This window comes from Kitasatospora paranensis, assembly GCF_039544005.1.
Classification (GTDB): Bacteria; Actinomycetota; Actinomycetes; order Streptomycetales; family Streptomycetaceae; genus Kitasatospora; species Kitasatospora paranensis.
The window spans coordinates 2,142,154-2,159,718 of the sequence record NZ_BAABKV010000001.1; the positions used below are offsets into that span (position 1 = coordinate 2,142,154).

16 protein-coding genes and 1 pseudogene are annotated in these 17,565 nt (G+C 75.3%); 8 read left to right on the forward strand and 9 right to left on the reverse strand.

Annotated features, from left to right (window positions below; genetic code table 11):
- Positions 1 to 32: 32 nt before the first annotated feature.
- Positions 33 to 2,099: an ATP-binding protein gene (locus tag ABEB13_RS10690; RefSeq protein WP_345705304.1), complete on the forward strand. Its 2,067-nt coding sequence runs from the start codon at positions 33 to 35 to the stop codon at positions 2,097 to 2,099.
- Positions 2,100 to 2,148: 49 nt separating this feature from the next.
- Here the strand turns inward: ABEB13_RS10690 and ABEB13_RS10695 are convergent, their stop codons facing one another.
- The 4 genes from ABEB13_RS10695 to ABEB13_RS10710 all read right to left on the reverse strand — a co-directional run bounded on the left by ABEB13_RS10695 (position 2,149) and on the right by ABEB13_RS10710 (position 6,490).
- Positions 2,149 to 3,087 (reverse strand): hypothetical protein, encoded by a 939-nt coding sequence (locus tag ABEB13_RS10695; RefSeq protein ID WP_345705305.1) that lies wholly within the window; start codon positions 3,085 to 3,087, stop codon positions 2,149 to 2,151.
- Positions 3,088 to 3,229: 142 nt separating this feature from the next.
- The gene (locus tag ABEB13_RS10700) at positions 3,230 to 3,628 is read right to left on the reverse strand and encodes a DUF779 domain-containing protein (protein WP_345705306.1); all 399 of its coding nucleotides are present in this window, start codon (positions 3,626 to 3,628) and stop codon (positions 3,230 to 3,232) included.
- Complete coding sequence (gene adh / locus ABEB13_RS10705; protein WP_100890982.1) at positions 3,628 to 5,145, reverse strand: aldehyde dehydrogenase; 1,518 nt, start codon at positions 5,143 to 5,145, stop codon at positions 3,628 to 3,630. Before adh ends, ABEB13_RS10700 begins: the two co-directional genes overlap by 1 nt.
- A 121-nt stretch (positions 5,146 to 5,266) precedes the next feature.
- Positions 5,267 to 6,490, reverse strand: coding sequence for a GAF domain-containing protein (locus ABEB13_RS10710; protein WP_345705307.1), 1,224 nt, complete (start codon positions 6,488 to 6,490; stop codon positions 5,267 to 5,269).
- Between the two features lie 333 nt (positions 6,491 to 6,823).
- Here ABEB13_RS10710 and ABEB13_RS10715 point away from each other — a divergent pair, with 333 nt between their 5' ends.
- From ABEB13_RS10715 to ABEB13_RS10725, 3 genes are all read left to right on the forward strand, one after another.
- Positions 6,824 to 7,606 carry a GNAT family N-acetyltransferase gene (locus ABEB13_RS10715; protein WP_345705308.1) on the forward strand — a complete coding sequence of 261 codons (783 nt, stop codon included), beginning with the start codon at positions 6,824 to 6,826 and terminating at the stop codon, positions 7,604 to 7,606.
- Positions 7,603 to 8,502: a lysophospholipid acyltransferase family protein gene (locus ABEB13_RS10720; RefSeq protein ID WP_345705309.1), complete on the forward strand. Its 900-nt coding sequence runs from the start codon at positions 7,603 to 7,605 to the stop codon at positions 8,500 to 8,502. Before ABEB13_RS10715 ends, ABEB13_RS10720 begins: the two co-directional genes overlap by 4 nt.
- 85 nt (positions 8,503 to 8,587) lie before the next feature.
- The gene (locus ABEB13_RS10725; protein ID WP_345709548.1) at positions 8,588 to 9,472 is read left to right on the forward strand and encodes an IS5 family transposase; all 885 of its coding nucleotides are present in this window, start codon (positions 8,588 to 8,590) and stop codon (positions 9,470 to 9,472) included.
- A gap of 234 nt (positions 9,473 to 9,706) precedes the next feature.
- Here the strand turns inward: ABEB13_RS10725 and ABEB13_RS10730 are convergent, their stop codons facing one another.
- From ABEB13_RS10730 to ABEB13_RS10740, 3 genes are all read right to left on the reverse strand, one after another.
- Entirely contained in the window at positions 9,707 to 10,390 is a 684-nt protein-coding gene (locus tag ABEB13_RS10730; RefSeq protein ID WP_345705310.1) for an NAD(P)-dependent oxidoreductase, read from the reverse strand.
- Between the two features lie 41 nt (positions 10,391 to 10,431).
- A complete protein-coding gene (locus ABEB13_RS10735) occupies positions 10,432 to 11,301 on the reverse strand; it encodes an NAD(P)H-binding protein (RefSeq protein WP_345705311.1) in 870 nt (289 codons plus the stop codon).
- 110 nt (positions 11,302 to 11,411) lie between these two features.
- Positions 11,412 to 12,272, reverse strand: a complete 861-nt coding sequence (locus ABEB13_RS10740) for a sigma-70 family RNA polymerase sigma factor (RefSeq protein ID WP_425559960.1) — start codon at positions 12,270 to 12,272, stop codon at positions 11,412 to 11,414.
- Positions 12,273 to 12,523: 251 nt separating this feature from the next.
- Between ABEB13_RS10740 and ABEB13_RS10745 the strand changes: the two are divergent.
- The 4 genes and pseudogenes from ABEB13_RS10745 to ABEB13_RS10760 all read left to right on the forward strand — a co-directional run.
- Positions 12,524 to 12,769: pseudogene (locus ABEB13_RS10745) on the forward strand (AraC family transcriptional regulator); the annotation flags it as partial.
- Positions 12,770 to 12,981: 212 nt separating this feature from the next.
- Entirely contained in the window at positions 12,982 to 13,314 is a 333-nt protein-coding gene (locus ABEB13_RS10750) for a helix-turn-helix domain-containing protein (RefSeq protein WP_345705313.1), read from the forward strand.
- A gap of 51 nt (positions 13,315 to 13,365) precedes the next feature.
- Positions 13,366 to 13,794 carry a VOC family protein gene (locus ABEB13_RS10755; RefSeq protein WP_345705314.1) on the forward strand — a complete coding sequence of 143 codons (429 nt, stop codon included), beginning with the start codon at positions 13,366 to 13,368 and terminating at the stop codon, positions 13,792 to 13,794.
- 567 nt (positions 13,795 to 14,361) lie between these two features.
- Positions 14,362 to 15,861: an APC family permease gene (locus tag ABEB13_RS10760; protein WP_345705315.1), complete on the forward strand. Its 1,500-nt coding sequence runs from the start codon at positions 14,362 to 14,364 to the stop codon at positions 15,859 to 15,861.
- 29 nt (positions 15,862 to 15,890) lie between these two features.
- On the opposite strand, the gene ABEB13_RS10765 is transcribed toward ABEB13_RS10760, so the two are convergent.
- Together ABEB13_RS10765 and ABEB13_RS10770 are read right to left on the reverse strand one after the other, a co-directional pair.
- A complete protein-coding gene (locus ABEB13_RS10765) occupies positions 15,891 to 16,400 on the reverse strand; it encodes a pyridoxamine 5'-phosphate oxidase family protein (RefSeq protein ID WP_345705316.1) in 510 nt (169 codons plus the stop codon).
- 142 nt (positions 16,401 to 16,542) lie between these two features.
- Positions 16,543 to 17,526, reverse strand: coding sequence for an aldo/keto reductase (locus tag ABEB13_RS10770; protein ID WP_345705317.1), 984 nt, complete (start codon positions 17,524 to 17,526; stop codon positions 16,543 to 16,545).
- Positions 17,527 to 17,565: the final 39 nt, after the last annotated feature.

The following is a 17,565-nucleotide window of genomic DNA, read 5'->3' on the forward strand; positions in this document are numbered from 1 at the left end:
CGGCTCCCCGGGCGACGCCGCCGGGGGCGGCCGTGGCCGCTCCCGGCGCCGGGGTCGCGGACGATGCGCCCGCGGCGGCCCCCGCACCGGCCCAGCTCCCGGTGGCGCCGGGCGACTTCACCGGGCGGCAGCGCGAGCTGGACGCCCTCGCGCTGTACCTGCGGCCCGGCGAACCGGGTGCGGCGGCGCGCGTCGTGATCGTCACCGGCATGGGCGGGGTCGGCAAGACCTCGCTGGTGCTGCACGGTGCCCACACCGTCCGGGAGGACTATCCGGACGGGCAGCTCCACGCCGACCTGCAGGGGTACGGGCTCTCCGAGGCGCGGACGCCGCACGACCTGCTCGGCCGCTTCCTGACCGACCTCGGCGTGCCCGGGCCGTCCGTGCCGGAGCACACCGACGACCGGGCCGCCGCGTACCGGGCGCTGCTCGCCGAACGCCGGCTGCTCGTGGTGCTGGACAACGCCCGGGACGCCCGGCAGGTCCTGCCGCTGCTGCCCGGCAGCGGCCGGTCCGCGGTGGTGGTGACGAGCCGCCACAAGCTCCCGAGCCTGCCGTGCTCCACCCGGATCCCGCTCGGGCCGCTCAGCCCGGACGAGCAGCGCAGCCTCCTGGAGGCGATGTGCGGGGAGGACCGGGTGGCGGCCGACCCGGCGGCGGCCGGGCGGATCATGACCGCCTGCGCCGGGCTGCCGCTGGCGCTGCGGATCGCGGGCAGCCGGCTGGCCCACCGGCCCGCGTGGGAGCTGGGCGAGCTGGCCCGGCGGCTGGGGCGGACGGACCGGCTCCGGGCCCTGGCCGTCGACCACCTGGCCGTCCGCGACGCCTTCTCGTTCAGCTACAGCTCGCTGCAGGCCGGTGCCCGGCCGCTGGAGCGGGAGGCGGCCCAGGCGTTCCGGCTGCTGGGGCTGTGGCCGGCGTACCGCCACAGTGCCCAGTCGGCGGCCGCGCTGATCGGCGCGCCGGTCGACGACACGCTGGACGTGCTCGACGCGCTGGTCGACTCGCATCTGCTGGACGTCGCCGCACCCGGGCGGTACCGGTTCCACGACCTGCTCGGCGAGTTCGCGGCCGAGTGCGCCCGCGCGGAGGAGCCCGAGGAGGCCCGGACGGCCGCGCAGCTGCGCCTGCTGGGCTGGTACGCGGCCGCCGTCTCGGCGGCGAACCGCCGGGTGACGCCGCAGGCGCTGCCGATCCCGCCGCTCGACGACGCGGAGGACTTCGAGCTGCCCGAGTTCGCGGACGGGGACGCGGCGCTCGACTGGTGCGTCGAGGAGCTGCCCGTCATCCGGGCCGCCGTCCGGCGGGCCGCGGAGCTGTCGCGGCCCGACATCGCCTGGCGGCTGGCGGCCGCGCTGTTCGGCTACGGGCTGACCTACTGGTGGAACGGCGAGTGGGCCGAGTGCCTGACGGAGGCGCTGGCCGCGGCGACCAGCGGCGGGGACGTGCTCGGGCAGGGCTGGCTGCACGGCCGCCTCGGTGTCGCGCACGGTCTGGCCCAGCGCAACGAGCTCAGCCTGGAGCACCTGCGGACGGCGCTGGAGTGCTTCCGGGCCGTCGACGAGACGGCGGCCCAGAAGACCGTCCTGGGGAACCTCGCCAACGCCCATCAGCAGAACGGCGACGTGGAACAGGCCCGGCTCTACGCCGAGCAGGCGGCCGAGCTCGCGGCGCGGATGAGCAGTGCCCAGCCCACCGCGACCGATCTGGCCACGCTCGGCGGCGTGCTCTTCGGGGCCGGCGACCTCGTGGGGGCCGAGCGGGCCTACCGTTCGGCCGTCGCCGGGTGGCGGGCGCTCGGGTCCCGCCCGTACCTGGCCATCTCGCTGACCAATCTCGGGGACTCGCTGCGCGGCCTGGGCCGGCCGCAGGAGGCCCTGGAGGTGCTGGCCGAGGCCCTGGAGATCCGCCGGGAGCTGGGCAGCCACGGCGGGATCGCGGACACCCTGGAAGCCCTCGCGCGCACCCACTTCGAGCACGGCGACCGGGCGGCGGCCAGGCGGTACTGGCAGGAGACGCTCGACCTCGCGCGGCGGCACGGCCTCGACCACTACGCCCGTCTCAGCCTGAAGGGCCTGGACGCCTTCACCGCGCCGTGACCGGTGCCGCAACGGCGTCCGCGCCGCGGCGGGACGGCCGGTGCTCCGCTCAGGCGCGGCCCTCGACCGCGGTGCCGACGAGGAGTTGGGCCCAGCGGGCATGGCCGGAGGGTGCGGGGCCGGTGCAGAACCAGAGCGTGCAGCGGCCGTCCCGGTCGACCAGGGCGGTGAGTTCGCCGGCCCGCCCGTTCCTGGGGAGCGCGGGGCCGGGGTGGCGCTCGTCGATCGGGACGGCGTCCGGGGTGTGCGGCACGGCCGGCGGCAGCGGTTCGGCCTCGCGGGGCATCAGCCAGACCTGGGCCCACGCCTCGGACTGGAACGCGCCGCCGTTGTCGGTCTTCGACAGCCCGAACACGCCCTGCCCACCGGAACTCTCGCCGAGCACGCCGATGCCCTGGTCACCGATGCCGGCCACGCCGGGGCCGAGGCTGCTGCGGCCGATGACCCCGGCGCCCGCGTCGCCCTCGCCCGAGACGCCGGTGTCGCCCTTGCCGCGGACCCCGGTGCCGGTGTCGGCGAGCCCGACCACGCCGCCCGGCTCGACGGCCTCGAAGGCGGGATCGCGGGAGGTGCCGTCGGCGTAGCCGAGCACGCCGCTCCCGCCGCGGCCGAACAGGCCCGGCGAGCCGCTGCCGCCCACGCCGAGCACGCCGGCCTGGGTCTGCTGCTCGTCGGTGCGGTCCCGGGCCACCGCGTGGACGTAGCCGACCAGGCCGTTCATGCCGCGGGCCACCACGCCGTTGCCGGCGGGGATCGTGCCGGCGGCACCGCCGGTCGGGAAGGCGACGGTGCCGGTGGCGTGCAGGGCGTCGACGCCCTCGGGGTTGGCGGTCGGCACGTGGTCGCCGACGGTGGCGATCTTGAGGACGAAGTCCTCCTGGTAGCCGGCGGGGTCGTCGCCGGTCGCGAGGAGGACCGTCCGTTCCTGACTGCGGTTGGTCCGGCCGGCCGCCATGTCGTCGCCGGCCTGTCCGGCTCCTGCGCCCATCGGGTCCTCCTGCGGTCGGTGGGACGGGCCGGTGCGAACCCGTCCGCTCCCCACCTTGGGCCGGGCCGGGCGGCAGCCGCACGGCCGGGCGTCCGAACGGGTCGCGGACGCCCGGGCCGTGCGGGCCCCTTCCGACGGGCCGCTACAGCTCGTCGGCCCCGGTGCGCGGCGGGCCCTCGGCGGCCAGCGCCCCGCTCTCCGCATCGGTGAACAGCCGGGAGCGGATCAGGAAGCGGACGCCCTCCGGGGCCTCCAGTGAGAAGCCGCTGCCCCGCCCGGGGACGACGTCGACCGTCAGGTGGGTGTGCCGCCAGTACGCGTACTGGTCGGCGCTCATCCAGAACGGCGTGTCGCCGACCGGCAGCCGGGCGAGCAGGACATCGGCGGCGCCGACCCGGAACTCGCCGCGCGGGTAGCACATCGGGGCGCTGCCGTCGCAGCACCCGCCGGACTGGTGGAACATCACCGGCCCGTTCAGCGCCGCCAGCTTCCCGAGCAACTCCTCGGCAGCCGGGGTCAGTTCGACCCGCGCGACGGGCATCAGAAGAAGCCGAGCTTCTGCGCGGAGTAGCTGACCAGGAGGTTCTTGGTCTGCTGGTAGTGGTCGAGCATCATCTTGTGGGTCTCGCGCCCGATGCCGGACTTCTTGTACCCGCCGAAGGCGGCGTGCGCCGGGTACGCGTGGTAGCAGTTCGTCCACACCCGGCCGGCCTTGATCTCCCGGCCGAGCCGGTAGGCGGCATTGCCGTCACGCGTCCAGACGCCCGCGCCGAGCCCGTAGAGGGTGTCGTTGGCGATGTGCAGCGCCTCCTCGACGTTCTCGTACGTGGTGACGGAGACGACCGGGCCGAAGATCTCCTCCTGGAAGATCCGCATGTCGTTGGTGCCGCGGAAGATCGTCGGCTCGATGTAGTAGCCGCCCTCCAGGCCGGGCACCGTACGGGGGTTGCCGCCGGTGAGGACCTCGGCGCCCTCCTGGCGGCCGATGTCCAGGTAGGAGAGGATCTTCTCGTACTGGTCGTTGCTGGCCTGGGCGCCGATCATGGTGGCGGGGTCGAGCGGGTTCCCGGAGACGATGGCCTCGGTGCGGGCGATGCAGCGGGCCATGAACTCGTCGTAGATGGACGCGTGGACGAGCGCGCGGGACGGGCAGGTGCAGACCTCGCCCTGGTTCAGGGCGAACATCACGAAGCCCTCGACGGCCTTGTCGAGGTAGTCGTCGTCGGCGGCGGTGACGTCGGGCAGGAAGATGTTCGGGCTCTTGCCGCCGAGCTCCAGGGAGACCGGGATGATGTTCTCGCTGGCGTACTGCATGATCAGCCGGCCGGTGGTGGTCTCGCCGGTGAAGGCGATCTTGGCGACCCGGGGGCTGGACGCGAGCGGCTTGCCGGCCTCCACGCCGAAGCCGTTGACCACGTTGAGGACGCCGGGCGGCAGCAGGTCGGCGATGAGTTCGACCAGCAGCAGGATCGACACCGGGGTCTGCTCGGCGGGCTTGAGCACCACGCAGTTGCCGGCCGCGAGGGCCGGGGCGAGCTTCCAGGTGGCCATCAGGATGGGGAAGTTCCACGGGATGATCTGGCCGACCACGCCGAGCGGCTCGTGGAAGTGGTAGGCGACGGTGTCGTCGTCGATCTGCGCGATGCTGCCCTCCTGGGCCCGCACCACGCCCGCGAAGTACCGGAAGTGGTCGACGGCGAGCGGCAGGTCGGCCGCCAGCGTCTCGCGGACGGGCTTGCCGTTCTCCCAGGTCTCGGCGACGGCGAGCTTCTCGAGGTTCTGCTCGATCCGGTCGGCGATCCGGTTGAGGATGCCCGCCCGCTCGGTGACCGAGGTGCGGCCCCACGCGTCGGCGGCGTTGTGCGCGGCGTCCAGGGCGAGTTCGACGTCGGCCGCGGAGGAGCGGGCGACCTGGCAGAACGTCGCGCCGGTCACCGGCGAGGGATTGTCGAAGTAGCGTCCGTCCACCGGGGCGACCCACTTGCCGCCGATGAAGTTGTCGTAGCGCTGGGCGAAGCTGACGATGCTGCCTTCGGTTCCGGGCTGGGCGTAGACCATGGCGACTCTCCTCGTCGAAAGGCGCGTTCGGGGGCGTCACGCGGCCGTCCACCGCCATGACGCAGGTCACTCTCACCCCTTCGGGTTGGTGAAAGGTTGGCGACACGCGGGCGGGGGCGCGTCAGTCCCGCCGGGCGGCGTGCAGCCGGCCCAGGGCGATCGCCCGGCGCGCGTCCGCGGACGGCAGGACGCACAGCGCGTGTTCGTGCACCTCGGCGTCGTACGGGGCGAGTTCGCCGTAGCGCAGGGCCGGCCCGGGGTCGGCGGCGGCGAGCACCGCGGAGCGGACGGCGACCTCCAGGCAGACGCGGTGCTCGACGATGCCCGGCGCCTCGGACTGCGGCAGCAGCGGGCCGGTCCAGTGCCGGAGCGCGCCGGCGGTGTCGCCGCGTCCCAGGGCCCGGAGCACGGCGACGGCGTCGCAGTCGACGGGTTCGGTGAGCCGGTAGCGGCGGGCGGCGACGGCCCCGCCCAGGGCCCGCCGCAGGTGGGAGAGTTCGGCCTTGACGGTGGCCGCGGACACCGGCCGGTCGCCGTAGAGGGCGGTGTGCAGCCGGTCGGCGGTGAAGCCGTCCGGCTCCAGTGCGAGCAGGGTGAGGATCTCCAGCCTGCGGGGCGGGAGGCGCAGCGGCAGCCCGGCGCGCGAGGCGGCCGCGCGCCCCAGACAGCGCAGCCGCAGTCCCCCGGCGGGCGCCGGGTGTTCCGGCGGCAGCCCGGCCTCGACGGCGGAGGCCAGCGCCCGGACGGTGGAGAGCGCCAGCGGGTGCGAGCGGTCCCAGGTGGTGGAGAGGTCGAGGACGCCCAGGATCCGGCCGTCCGGGCGGCGGATCGGCGCGCCGTAGCAGACCCAGCCGTGCAGGGCGGAGACCAGGTGCTCGGCGGAGAACACCGTGCTCGGGCGGCCGGTGCGCAGCGCCAGCGAGAGCGCGTTGGTGCCCATCGCCGACTCGTCCCAGCGGCCGCCGGGGGCGAAGTTGACCCGCTCGGCCTGGCGTTGCATGACCCGGCCGCCGCAGGTCCACAGGATGGTGCCGCTCTCGTCGGTGACGGCGGCCACGAAGCCGGCGTCCTCGGCGATGCTGCGCAGGTCGGCGGCGAGCCGGCCGACGGGGTCGTGCAGCGGGGAGCGGGCCCAGCGGGGGTCGGGGGCGCCGCCCTCGGCGACCGGCGCGAAGGTGCGGCCGGGGTCGACGGTGGGCAGCGAACGCTGCCAGGAGTCGGCGACCTCGGGGCGGAGCGCCGTCCCCGCCCCCGCCCCGGGCCCGGGCCCGGACGGACGGCCGGGCACCCAGCGGGACCACGCGTTCTCCAGCGCCTCCCGGCGCCGGCGGAGATCACTGTGCACGGAACGGTCCTCCCTCGCGGCCGCGGACGGGCACGCCCCGCCCCCGACCGGCCGCACCGCTGTCCTTCCCCGCTGCGGGCGGCCGCTACCCGTCGGGGCGCGCGCCCCGGCCCCGCGGGGCCGCGCAAGGGGCGCGCGGGGCCGCCGGGACGCCCGGGAGAGGGCGCGCGCCAGGCGTTCAGCCGGTCCACATCTGCGCTCCGTCGGACGGTCACCTCGCCGCCGGTCTGAAGCGGAACACATACGGGTGACCCGTCATGAGCCTGACGGCCGCCGCCCGGGCCGGGTGCGGCGACCCGCGCCCGGCCCGTCCACGACCACGGAGAGTCCGCCATGACCACTGCCCCCGCCCGTACGATCCACGCCCCTGCCTCACCCCCCGCCTACACCGTGGCGCTGGCCCGCGACGAGGCCGACGTCCGGGCCGCCCAGCGGCTGCGGTACGCGGTCTTCGCCCGGGAGATGGGCGCCGTGCTGGACAGCGCGCTGCCGGGCCTGGACGCCGACCCGTTCGACGCGTTCTGCGACCACCTGCTCGTCCGGGACACCCGTACGGAGGAGGTGGTCGGCACCTACCGGCTGCTCGGGCCGCAGGCGGCGCAGCGGGCCGGACGGCTGTACTCGGACACCGAGTTCGACCTGTCGGCGCTGGCCGGCCTGCGGCCGGGCCTGGTCGAGGTCGGGCGCTCCTGCATCCACCCCGACCACCGGGGGGACGGCGCGGTGATCAACCTGATGTGGGGCGGCATCGCCCGCTACCTGGCGCAGACCGGCAACACCTGGGTGGCCGGCTGCTGCTCGGTGCCGCTCACGAACGGCGGCACGACAGCCGCCGGCGTGTGGGACACGGTCGCGGCCAGGCACCTCTCGCCGCCGGAGTACCGGGTGCGTCCGCTGCGCCCGTGGGACCACTCCGGCGTCGTCCGGCCGCAGCACACCGGCCGGACGGCGATGCCGCCGCTGCTCCGCGGCTACCTGCGGCTCGGTGCGTGGGTGTGCGGCGAGCCGGCGTACGACCCGGACTTCTCGGTGGCCGACCTGTACGTGCTGCTGTCGCTGGAGCGGACCGACCCGCGCTACCTGCGGCACTTCCTGTCGGCGGGGGCGCAGCCGTGAGCGTCTGGCTCCCGACGGCGCCGTGCACCCCGGAGGACTGCGTGGCCGCCCCCGGCCCGGCGGTCGGCCCGGCGGTGCGGGCGGCCCGCTGCGCGGGGTGCGCAGCCCTGCTGGTGGCGGGCGTGGCGCTGATGCCGCTCGTGCGGGCCCTCCGTCCCCGGTCGCGGGAGGCGGCGGTGCGGCTGTGGGCCCGGCTGTTGCTGGGCTCGCTCGGTGTCCGGCTCCGGGTGACGGGTGACGGCCCGGGAGCCCCGGCGGGGCGGACGGGCGGGGCGCTGCTGGCGGCCAACCACGTGTCCTGGCTGGACATCCTGCTGGTGGCGGCCGTGCGGCCGGGCCGGATGCTCGCCAAGGCGGAGGTGCGGCGGTGGCCGCTGCTGGGCCCGCTGGCGGCCCGGGGCGGCACGGTGTTCCTGGACCGGGACGGCCTGCGGGCGCTGCCGGGCACCGTCGCCGAGGTCGCGGCGTCGCTCGGCCGGGGCGAGCGGGTGGCGGTCTTCCCGGAGGGCAGCACCTGGTGCGGCCGGGGCGGCGGGCGCTTCCGTCCGGCGCTGTTCGAGGCGGCCGTCCGGTCGGGTGCGGCGGTGGAGCCGGTGGCGATCCGGTACACCGCGGCGGACGGCGCGCCGACCACGGTGGCGGCGTTCGTGGGCGACGACGGTCTGCTGCCGTCGCTGGGCCGGGTGGTGGCCAGCCGCGGCCTGGTGGCCGAGCTGGTGCTGCTTCCGGCGATCCCGGCCGGACGCCACGGCGGCCGCCGGGAGCTGGCGCGGGCGGCGCAGGCGGCCGTCCGGGCCGGGCTGGCGGTGCCTGCCGCGGCCGGGGCGGGCCGGGCGGCGACCCCTGCGGTGGTGCCGCCGCCGCGGCGGGCGCTGCGTCCGGCCCGGTCCGCCTGAGAAAGTGTTGGGTAATTGATCAGCTGCATGGAGTGATGCATGGGTTGTGATCTTCGCGGGCGAGGTGTCCGCGAAGATCGCCGCCATGTGTGTCTGTTCGTGTAAGCCGTCCTATGAATCGTCGTTGACGGATGCTCAGTGGGCGGTGATCGAGCCGTTGCTGCCGGAGCGGGACCTGCGTCGGGGTGGCCGTCCGTTGAAGTTCCCGCGCAGGCTGATTGTGGACACCGTGCTGTACGTGCTGGTCAGCGGTTGTGCCTGGCGGCTGGTGCCGCATGACCTGGCGCCGTGGGACGCGGCCTATCGGTGGTTTCGTGCCTGGACGGCGGACGGGACCTGGGACCGGGTCCACGACGCGCTGCGCGAGCGGGTCCGGCTGGCGGACGGCCGGGATCCGCAGCCGTCGGCGGCGGTGCTGGACTCGCAGTCGGCTCGCAGTCACCAGGGCGGGCAGGCGATCGGCTACGACGCGGGCAAGCGTGTGCGTGGCCGCAAGCGGCACCTGCTGGTGGACACCTGTGGACTCGTGCTGCGGGCGGTCGTGCACTCGGCCTCGGTGCAGGACCGGGCGGGCGCGAAGCTGGTCCTTGCCGGGATCCGGAACCTGTTTCCGCAGGTCGGGCTGGTCTGGGTCGACGGCGGCTACGTCAATGTCGTCGATGCCAGCCTGGTCGGCTGGGCGGCGGAGCACGAGAACCTGGAGATCGTCGCGGTGCCGCGGAACGCCGATGTGAAAGGCTTCCGGGTGCTGCCCCGCAGGTGGGTGGTGGAGCGGACTTTCTCCTGGCTGGGGCGGTGCAGACGGTTGGCACGGGACTACGAACGCAAGACCGCGCACGCCGAGGCGATGATCAAGGTTGCGATGATCCGGCTCATGGCCGCTCGCCTCGCCGGCGAGGAGATCGAACCGCGCGGCCCCATCGAGACCGAAGCAGCCCGCCGCCTCGCCGACGACCTCAAAACCGAGTAGTCCCCCGCTTACCCAACACTTTCTGAGGCCGGGCGGCGACCGGGGAGGCCGGGCGGGCCGACGGCGCGGTCGCCGACCCGCGGACGGATCGGGATCGCGCCGACGGAGCACGGCACCAGGGCTTGTCCGACAACTCCCGCCGCGCGTACGACGCCGGGCGTCTCCCCAGCCTTCGGCCGGGAGGTGCCCCCAGCCCGGACGCACCGGCGAATCGTCCAGCACGGGACCGATCGGTCAGGCGGCGATGGAGACGATCCGCCGCACGGTCTGCGGCTCGTCGAGCACCTGGAGCATGTGGTGGGCGACGTCGGCCCGCGGGACGGACCAGCCACCGCGGACGTTGCGCCCGACGGCCGTGCGGTACACGCCGGTCGGCGGCCGGTCGGTGAGCTTGGGCGGGCGGACGACCGTCCAGTCGAGTCCGCTCGCCAGCACGGCCTCCTCCATCAGCGCGAGGTCGGCGTAGTGCGCGCGGAGGATCGTCTTGATCATCGGGTTGAGCACGTGCCGCATGACGAAACCGTCGCCGGGGTCGTGCCGGGGCGGGGCCGGACGGGCCGGGGTGGGCACGGTGCCGACGGGTGCGGCGCTGACCACGACGAGCCGGCGGACGCCGGTGGCCTGCATGGCGCGGATCATGGCCCGGGTGCCCCGCTGGGCGACGCCGGCCTCGGCGGTGGACCGGGCGCCCAGCCCGGACAGCACCGCGTCGGCGCCCTCCACCGCGGCTTCGAGGACCGCCGGGTCGGCGGCCGCGAGGTCGGCGGTGACGATGCGGGCGGCGTCCGGCGGCTGCCCGTCCACGGCCAGGCGGGCGGGATTGCGGACGACGGCAGTGGTCTCATGGCCGGCGGCGAGCGCCTGGTCCAGGATCTGGCGGCCGATGCCGCCGGTCGCGGCGAACACGGTGAGTTTCACGGCTTCCTCCTCCGGAGGATCGAACGGATGGTCGGGGGCGGTCAGGCCGCGGCGGCCGGCCGGGCCGAGAAGGCGTCGGCGTGGTCGGCGACCCAGGTCGCGTAGTCGCGGGCCGGCCGGCCGAGCACCCGCCGGACGGTGTCGGTGACGGGGGCGGGCCGGCCGAGCTCGCGTCGGTAGCGGGCCATCAGGGCGGCGACGAAAGGCTCGCCCGCGCCCTGCCGGACGAGGCCCTCGGCGGCGGCCTCGGGCGGCACGCCCCGGTAGGCCAGCGGGCGGCCGAGCACCTCGCCGATCACCTCGACCATCCGGGCGTGAGTGAGGGAGTGCGGCCCGGTGAGGTCGAGGCGGCCGAGCGGCCGGTCCGCGACCAGGGCGCGGGCGGCGACGGCCGCGAGATCCCGCTCGTGGATCGGTGCCTCGGCGAACTCCGGGTACGGGCCGCGGACGACATCGCCGGCCCGGATCTGGGCGCCCCAGGCGTGCAGGCTGCTGGCGGCGAACGTGCCGGAGCGCAGGCTGGCCCACTCCAGGCCGCTGCCGGCGGCGGCCTGCTCCGCCTCCTTGTTGCGGTCGCCGCGGTGCCGGGACGGCTGGTCGTCCAGGGCCTCGTCGATGTTGAGGGCGGCCAGGGCGACCACCCGGCGCACGCCCCGGTCGCGGGCGAGGGCGACGAGTTCGGCGGCGGCGTCGCCGGCGGCCCGGGGGTGCAGGAAGAATGCGGTGACGCCCTCCAGGGCGCCGGCGAGGGTGTCCGGACGGGACGGGTCGCCGTGGACGGTCTCGACCCCGCCGGGCAGGGCGGCGGCGGCCGGGTCGCGGGTCACCGCGCGGACGGCGCGGCCCTCGGCGGCCAGGGCGGTCACGAGCGGGCGGCCGACCAGGCCGGTCGCTCCGGTCACGAGGATCATGGTCTCTCTCCTTCGGCACGGGCGGTGGGTGGTGCGGGTCCGCCCGGCCGGGCCGCCGGCGGGCATGCCGGAGCGGGCCCGGGCGCGACGGGCGGGGACGACGCGGTGGTTCAGCCGACGTGGGCGAGCTTGTCGGGGTTGGTCACGAAGTAGATGCCGGCCACCCGGCCGCCGTCCGGGGTCAGCTCCACGACGAGGACGCCGAACGGCGTGTCGCCGCGGAACAGCAGCGCCGACGGGTCGCCGTTGGCCCACGCCCAGCGGACCTCCAGCTGGGCACCGGCCCGGCGCGGCCCGGTCAGCAGCAGGCGGGCGACGCGTTCCCGGCCGTGCACGGGGCGCAGCCCCGCCGCGACCGCCTTGCCGCCGCCGTCCGCCCAGAGGGTGACCTCCGGTGCCAGCAGCTCCATCAGGGCGTTCAGGTCGCCGCCGCCGACGGCGGCCGCGAACCGCTCGGTGACCTGGCGGCGCAGGTGCGGGTCGGCGCGGTAGCGGGGGCGCCGGGCGTGCACGTGCTCCCGGGCGCGGTGGGCGAGCTGCCGCACCGCGGCGGGTGTACGGCCGAGGATCCCGGCGATCTCGGTGTGCGGGTACCCGAACACCTCGTGCAGGACGAACACCGCCCGCTCCAGCGGGGCGAGCGTCTCCAGGACGACCAGCAGGGCCATGGACACCGACTCGGCGCGCTCGGCGAGGTCGGCGGTGCTCTCCGGCGCGTCGGCCCGGTCGAGGCCGCTGACCAGGGGCTCCGGCAGCCAGGGGCCGACGTAGCTCTCGCGGCGGCGGCTGAGGGCGGTGCGCCGGGCGATCGCCTTGTTCACCGCGATCCGCACCAGGTAGGCCCGCGGGATCTCGATCGGCGCCCGGTCGGGGCCGCTCTCGCGGCCGGCCCAGGCGAGCCAGGTCTCCTGGAGCACGTCCTCGGTGTCGGCGACGCTGCCGAGCATGTTGTAGACGATGGAGAACAGCAGCTCACGGTGGTCGGTGAAGAGCCGGGTCGCGGACTCCGGGGTGTCCCGGGGCCGCCGGCGGGTGCGGTGTCGCCGGGGTCGGTCATCGTGGCGCCTCCTGTCGCGGTTGCTGCCATCCAAGAGTCCGGCGGGGGCCCGGGGTGTGACATCCGGCGCCCGGATGTGTGCGGCGCCACAGCCGGACGATACTGGCTGGTGTGGACGGGCCGGACGTCGTCGACGAGAGCGCACGGGTGCGGCCCGCGGGCCCGATGGCCGGGTACGCGGCCTGGTACTCGGGGTACCGCCAGGCGGGTCTGCCGCCCGGGCGGCACCGCGGCCTGCCGTCGCCGTACCTGACCCTGATCTTCACCCTGGACGACCCGCTGACGGTGGCGATGCACCCGGAGTCCGGCCGGGGTCCGGCGACGTACCGGGCGCTGGTGGGCGGGCTGCACACGGTGCCGGCGCTGATCACCCACCCGGGCCGGCAGTCCGGGGTGCAGGTGGGGCTGGATCCGCTGGCGGCGCGGGCGCTGCTCGGGCTGCCGGCCGGCGAGCTGGCCGGGCTGGACGTGCCGGCGGAGACGCTGCTCGGGCCGCTGGCGGCGGAAATCCGGGAGCGGATGCTGGCGGCGGCGGACTGGCCGTCCCGGTTCGCGGTGCTGGACGGGCTGCTCGCCCGGGCGGCCCGGCCGGGCCCGGAGGTGCCGCCGGAGGTCCGGGAGGCGTGGCGGCGGCTGCGGCGCTCGGGGGCCGGGTGCCGGTGTCGGCGCTGGCCGCCGAGGTGGGGTGGAGCGAACGGCACCTGGCGGCACGCTTCCGCCGGGAGACCGGCTTGTCGCCGAAGGAGGCGGCACGGGTCGTCCGCTTCGACCGGGCGCGCCGCCGGGCGGCGGCCGGGGGCGGGCGGCTGGCGGAGCTCGCCGCGGAGTGCGGCTACTTCGACCAGGCACACCTGGCCCGCGACTTCCGGGCGCTGGCGGGCGTTGCGCCGAGCGTGTGGTTGGCGGAGGAGTTCCGATTCGTCCAAGCCGCGGCGGCGCCGGCCGGGGCACTCTGACGGTGGGAGCGGCCGGACCGGGGCCGCCCGGACGGTTCGGAGGTGGGCAGGATGAGCGCGGCACAACAGGACGCCGAGGCACCGCGGCCGCAGGTGTGGCCGACGCTGCGGGCGAACGACGCACGGGCACTGATCGCGTTCCTGGTGGAGGCCTTCGGCTTCGAGGAGACCGCGGTGTACGGCGACGACGAGCTGGTGCGCCACGCGGAGCTGGCCTGGCCGGAGGGCGGCGGGGTGATGCTGGGGTCCGTCCGCGAGGACGGGCCCGCACAGGGCGGCCCGACGCCGCCGGGCCTGTTCAGCGCCTATGTGGTGACGGCGGACCCGGACGGGGTGCACGCGCGGGCGGTGGCGGCGGGCGCCGTCGTCACCGACGCCCTGCACGAGACGGACTACGGCTCCCGGGACTTCGCCGCCCGGGACCCGGAGGGCAACCACTGGTACTTCGGCACGTACCGGGGTGAGCCGCGCCGCGGCTGACCACCGGCCCCGTCCAGCGCAGCCGCACCGCACCGAACGGCCGAGTCACGGCGGGACGGCGTGTCCGGGGCCGGACGGGCGATGTCCGGGACCACCGCCGGCCGCCGCCACGACGACCGGACGGCGTTCCGGGCGGCGGCACCGGCGGGTGCGGGAGCACCCGGCGATGTCCGGGCCCGGCCCGGTTCCTCCGGCCGCCCCACGTGGGCGGACGCGGCCGGACCGGGGTCCTCCCGGACGTCCCGGCGGCCCGGCGGCAGGTCGAGGTCCTGCTGCCGGCGGCCCGGCGGCAGGCCGCCCCGGCCCGGCCGCTCGCGGGGGCCGGCGGGCGGCCCGGATGCCGCCGAACGGCCCAATCCGGGACGTCATCCCAGGTGAGAGCCGGACTTGACGCCGAGAAGGGCGAGGCCCCGCGGCGTACGATGGTGGCCAGAACAGGCCCTTTGCGGCGCCCACTACGGTCTCCTGGCAGGAGAGAAGGGGGTGGGTCAGGTGGCGATGCCTCCCAGTAGCCCGGCCCCGTCCGCCCCACCCCCGACGACCGGCTCGGGCGCCGGCGAGAAGGGTTTGAAGACCGGCGCCCTCGGCCTGGTCTCGTCCGTCGCCATCGGGCTGGCCTCCACGGCCCCCGCGTACAGCCTGGCCGCCACGCTGGGGATCATCGTCGTCGGGGTGGGCTTCCAGGCTCCGATCGTCACCATGCTGGCGTTCATCCCGATGCTGCTGATCGCCTACTCCTACAAGGAGTTGAACGCCTCCGACCCGGACTGCGGGACGACGTTCACCTGGGCGGCCCGGGCCTTCGGCCCGCGCACGGGCTGGATGGGCGGCTGGGGCATCATCGTCGCCGACATCATCGTGATGGCGAACCTGGCACAGATCGCCGGCATCTACGGATTCAAGCTGGTCGGCCTGGACTCGCTGGCGAACTCCAGCACCTGGACGACCCTGGCCGGCGTGGTGTGGATCATCGTGATGACGGCGATCTGCTACGTCGGCATCGAGATCTCGGCGGCCCTCCAGCGCTGGCTGCTGGCGGTCGAGGTCGTGATGCTGGTGCTGCTGTCGGTGACCGCGCTGGTCAAGGTGTACGGGTCGAGCCCACCGTCGACGGCCGTGCACGTCAGCGGGTCGTGGTTCAACCCGTTCGAGATCTCCTCGGCCTCGGCGTTCACCGCCGGCATCCTCGCCGCGGTCTTCATCTACTGGGGTTGGGACACCGCGGTCTCCGTGAACGAGGAGACGGCCGACTCGGCCCGCACCCCCGGCCGGGCGGCGGTCATCTCGACCGTGCTGCTGCTGGTCATCTACGCCCTGGTGTCGGTCTCGGCGCAGGCGTTCGCGGGCATCGGCACCAAGGGCATCGGGCTCGGCAACGAGGACAACTCCGGCGACGTGCTGTCGGGGCTCGGCGATGCGGTCTTCGGCACGACCGGATTCGGCGGGTTCCTCAGCAAGCTGCTGATCTTCATGGTGCTGACCTCGTCCGCGGCCTCCACCCAGACCACGATCCTGCCGACCGCCCGGACGAGCTTCTCGATGGCCGCGCACAAGGCGATCCCGACCCAGTTCGCCCGGGTCCACCGCCGCCACCTGACCCCGACCTGGTCGACGATCGGCATGGGCGTCGTCTCGATCGCCTTCTACGTGCTGCTCACCGCGATCAGCGGCAACGTGCTGGCCGACTCGATCGCCTCGGTCGGCCTCGGGATCGCCTTCTACTACGGGCTGACCGGCTTCGCCTGCGTCTGGTACTACCGCAGGGTGCTGACCCGCAGCGTCCGGGACTTCGTCTTCAAGGGCGTGGCCCCGCTGCTCGGCGGCCTGATGCTGCTGTACTTCTTCTGCTACGGGGCGTTCGACGTCTACGCCGACCCGAACTACGGCAGCACCTCGATCGACCTGCCGATCTTCGGCCAGACCGGCGGTGTCACCGTGATCGGCATCGGCGCCCTGGTGCTCGGCTTCCTGCTCATGCTGGTGCAGTGGGCTGTCCAGGGCTCGTGGTTCCGGCGCCCGGACGTGCCGGTCAGCGCGGCCGATCCGGCGGACGCACCGCAGTCCTGACCCGGCCCGGCCGCGGCCCGGCCGACGGATCAGAGTCCGCCGGCCGGGAAGCGCCAGCGGGTCGGCGACCCTCGGAAGTCCGTGTGCAGCATGCCGATCGCCTGCGCCGGGCGGACGACCACGACGGCGTTCACCGCCGGGTCCAGGAAGTCGACACCGTACGCGGTCTGGTACTTCGTGTTGAGCGCCGCCAGGAAGGCGGCGATCGCGGCGGGCTCCGCGACCACCTCGGCCCGGCCCTCCACGATCACCGGGTCGCGCGCGTCGTCGGTGGTGACCACGCAGTCCGGATGCTCCGCCAGGTTGTGGATCTTCCGGGACTGCACGCTGGTGCTGAACCACACCGACCCGTCCAGCCAGACACCCCACACGGGCATCACGTGCGGGCGCCCGTCCGGGCGGACGGACGACACCCAGTAGTCGTGCGAGTCGGTGATCCGCTGCCGCGCCCACTCCCAGGGCAGCAGCCCGCCGCCCTCGTCCGCGGCCAGGATCCCGTACCCGGGCATGTGCGGCCGGTCGGCCGTCGGCTCGGTCATGGCTGCGCCTCCTCGCCGGGCGGGCGGCACCCGACGGCCGCCCCGGTGCCAGCCTAGGGCTTCCCCTTCGGATCCCGGCGCACCCGGAAAGATCCGAAGGAGGCGCCCCAGTGCCTGGGTCGGGGGCCTGCGCCGGGCCGCTTCACCAGCGGTCGTGCACCTGCGGCCGGATCCGGCGGTCGTAGAGGTCGCGGACGGCCGCCAGGGTGGCCTGCGGCAGCGGCGGGAGCGAGGCGGCGGCCGCGTTGGCGCGGGCCTGCTGCGGGTTCCGGGCGCCGGGGATGACCGTGGTGACACCGGGCTGCTGGAGGATCCAGCGCAGGGCGGTGCGGGCCGGGGTGACGCCCTCGGGGGCCAGCGCCGCGAACTCCACCGCGGCCTCCACCCCGGTCGCGAAGTCCACGCCCGAGAAGGTCTCGCCCTGGTCGAAGGCCTCGCCGTGCCGGTTGTAGGTGCGGTGGTCGTCGGCCGGGAAGACGGTGTCGGCGGTGTACTTGCCGCTCAGCAGGCCGGAAGCCAGCGGGACGCGGGCCAGGACGCCGACCCCGGCGGCCGCCGCGGCCGGCAGCACCCGCTCCAGCGGCTTCAGCCGGAACGCGTTCAGGATGATCTGCACGCTCGCCGTGCCGGGACGCGCGATCGCGGTCAGCGCCTCGGCACAGGTCTCCACGCTGACGCCGTACGCGGCGATCCGCTCCTCGGCGACCAGGGTGTCCAGCGCGTCGAACACCTCGTCCGAGGAGTAGACCGGGGTCGGCGGGCAGTGCAGCTGCACCAGGTCGAGCCGGTCCACCCCCAGGTTCTTGCGGGAACGGTCCGCCCAGGCACGGAAGTTGGCGACGTTGTAGTGCTCCGGCCGCTGCTCGGTGCGGCGGCCGAACTTGGTGGCGACGAACACGCCGGCGTCCGGGCGCCCGCCGAGGTACCGGCCGATCAACTGCTCGCTGCGGCCGTCGCCGTACACGTCGGCGGTGTCGAAGAGGGTCACCCCGGCCTCGACCGAGGCGTCGAGGACGGCCAGCGCGTCCTCCTCCCGGACATCACCCCAGTCCGCGCCGAGCTGCCAGGTGCCGAGGCCGACGACGGAGACGGGGCGGCCGGTGCGGCCGAGTACGCGCTGTTCCATGGGAGGAGCCTCTCATCCGGCACCGGGTGTGCCCGCGCA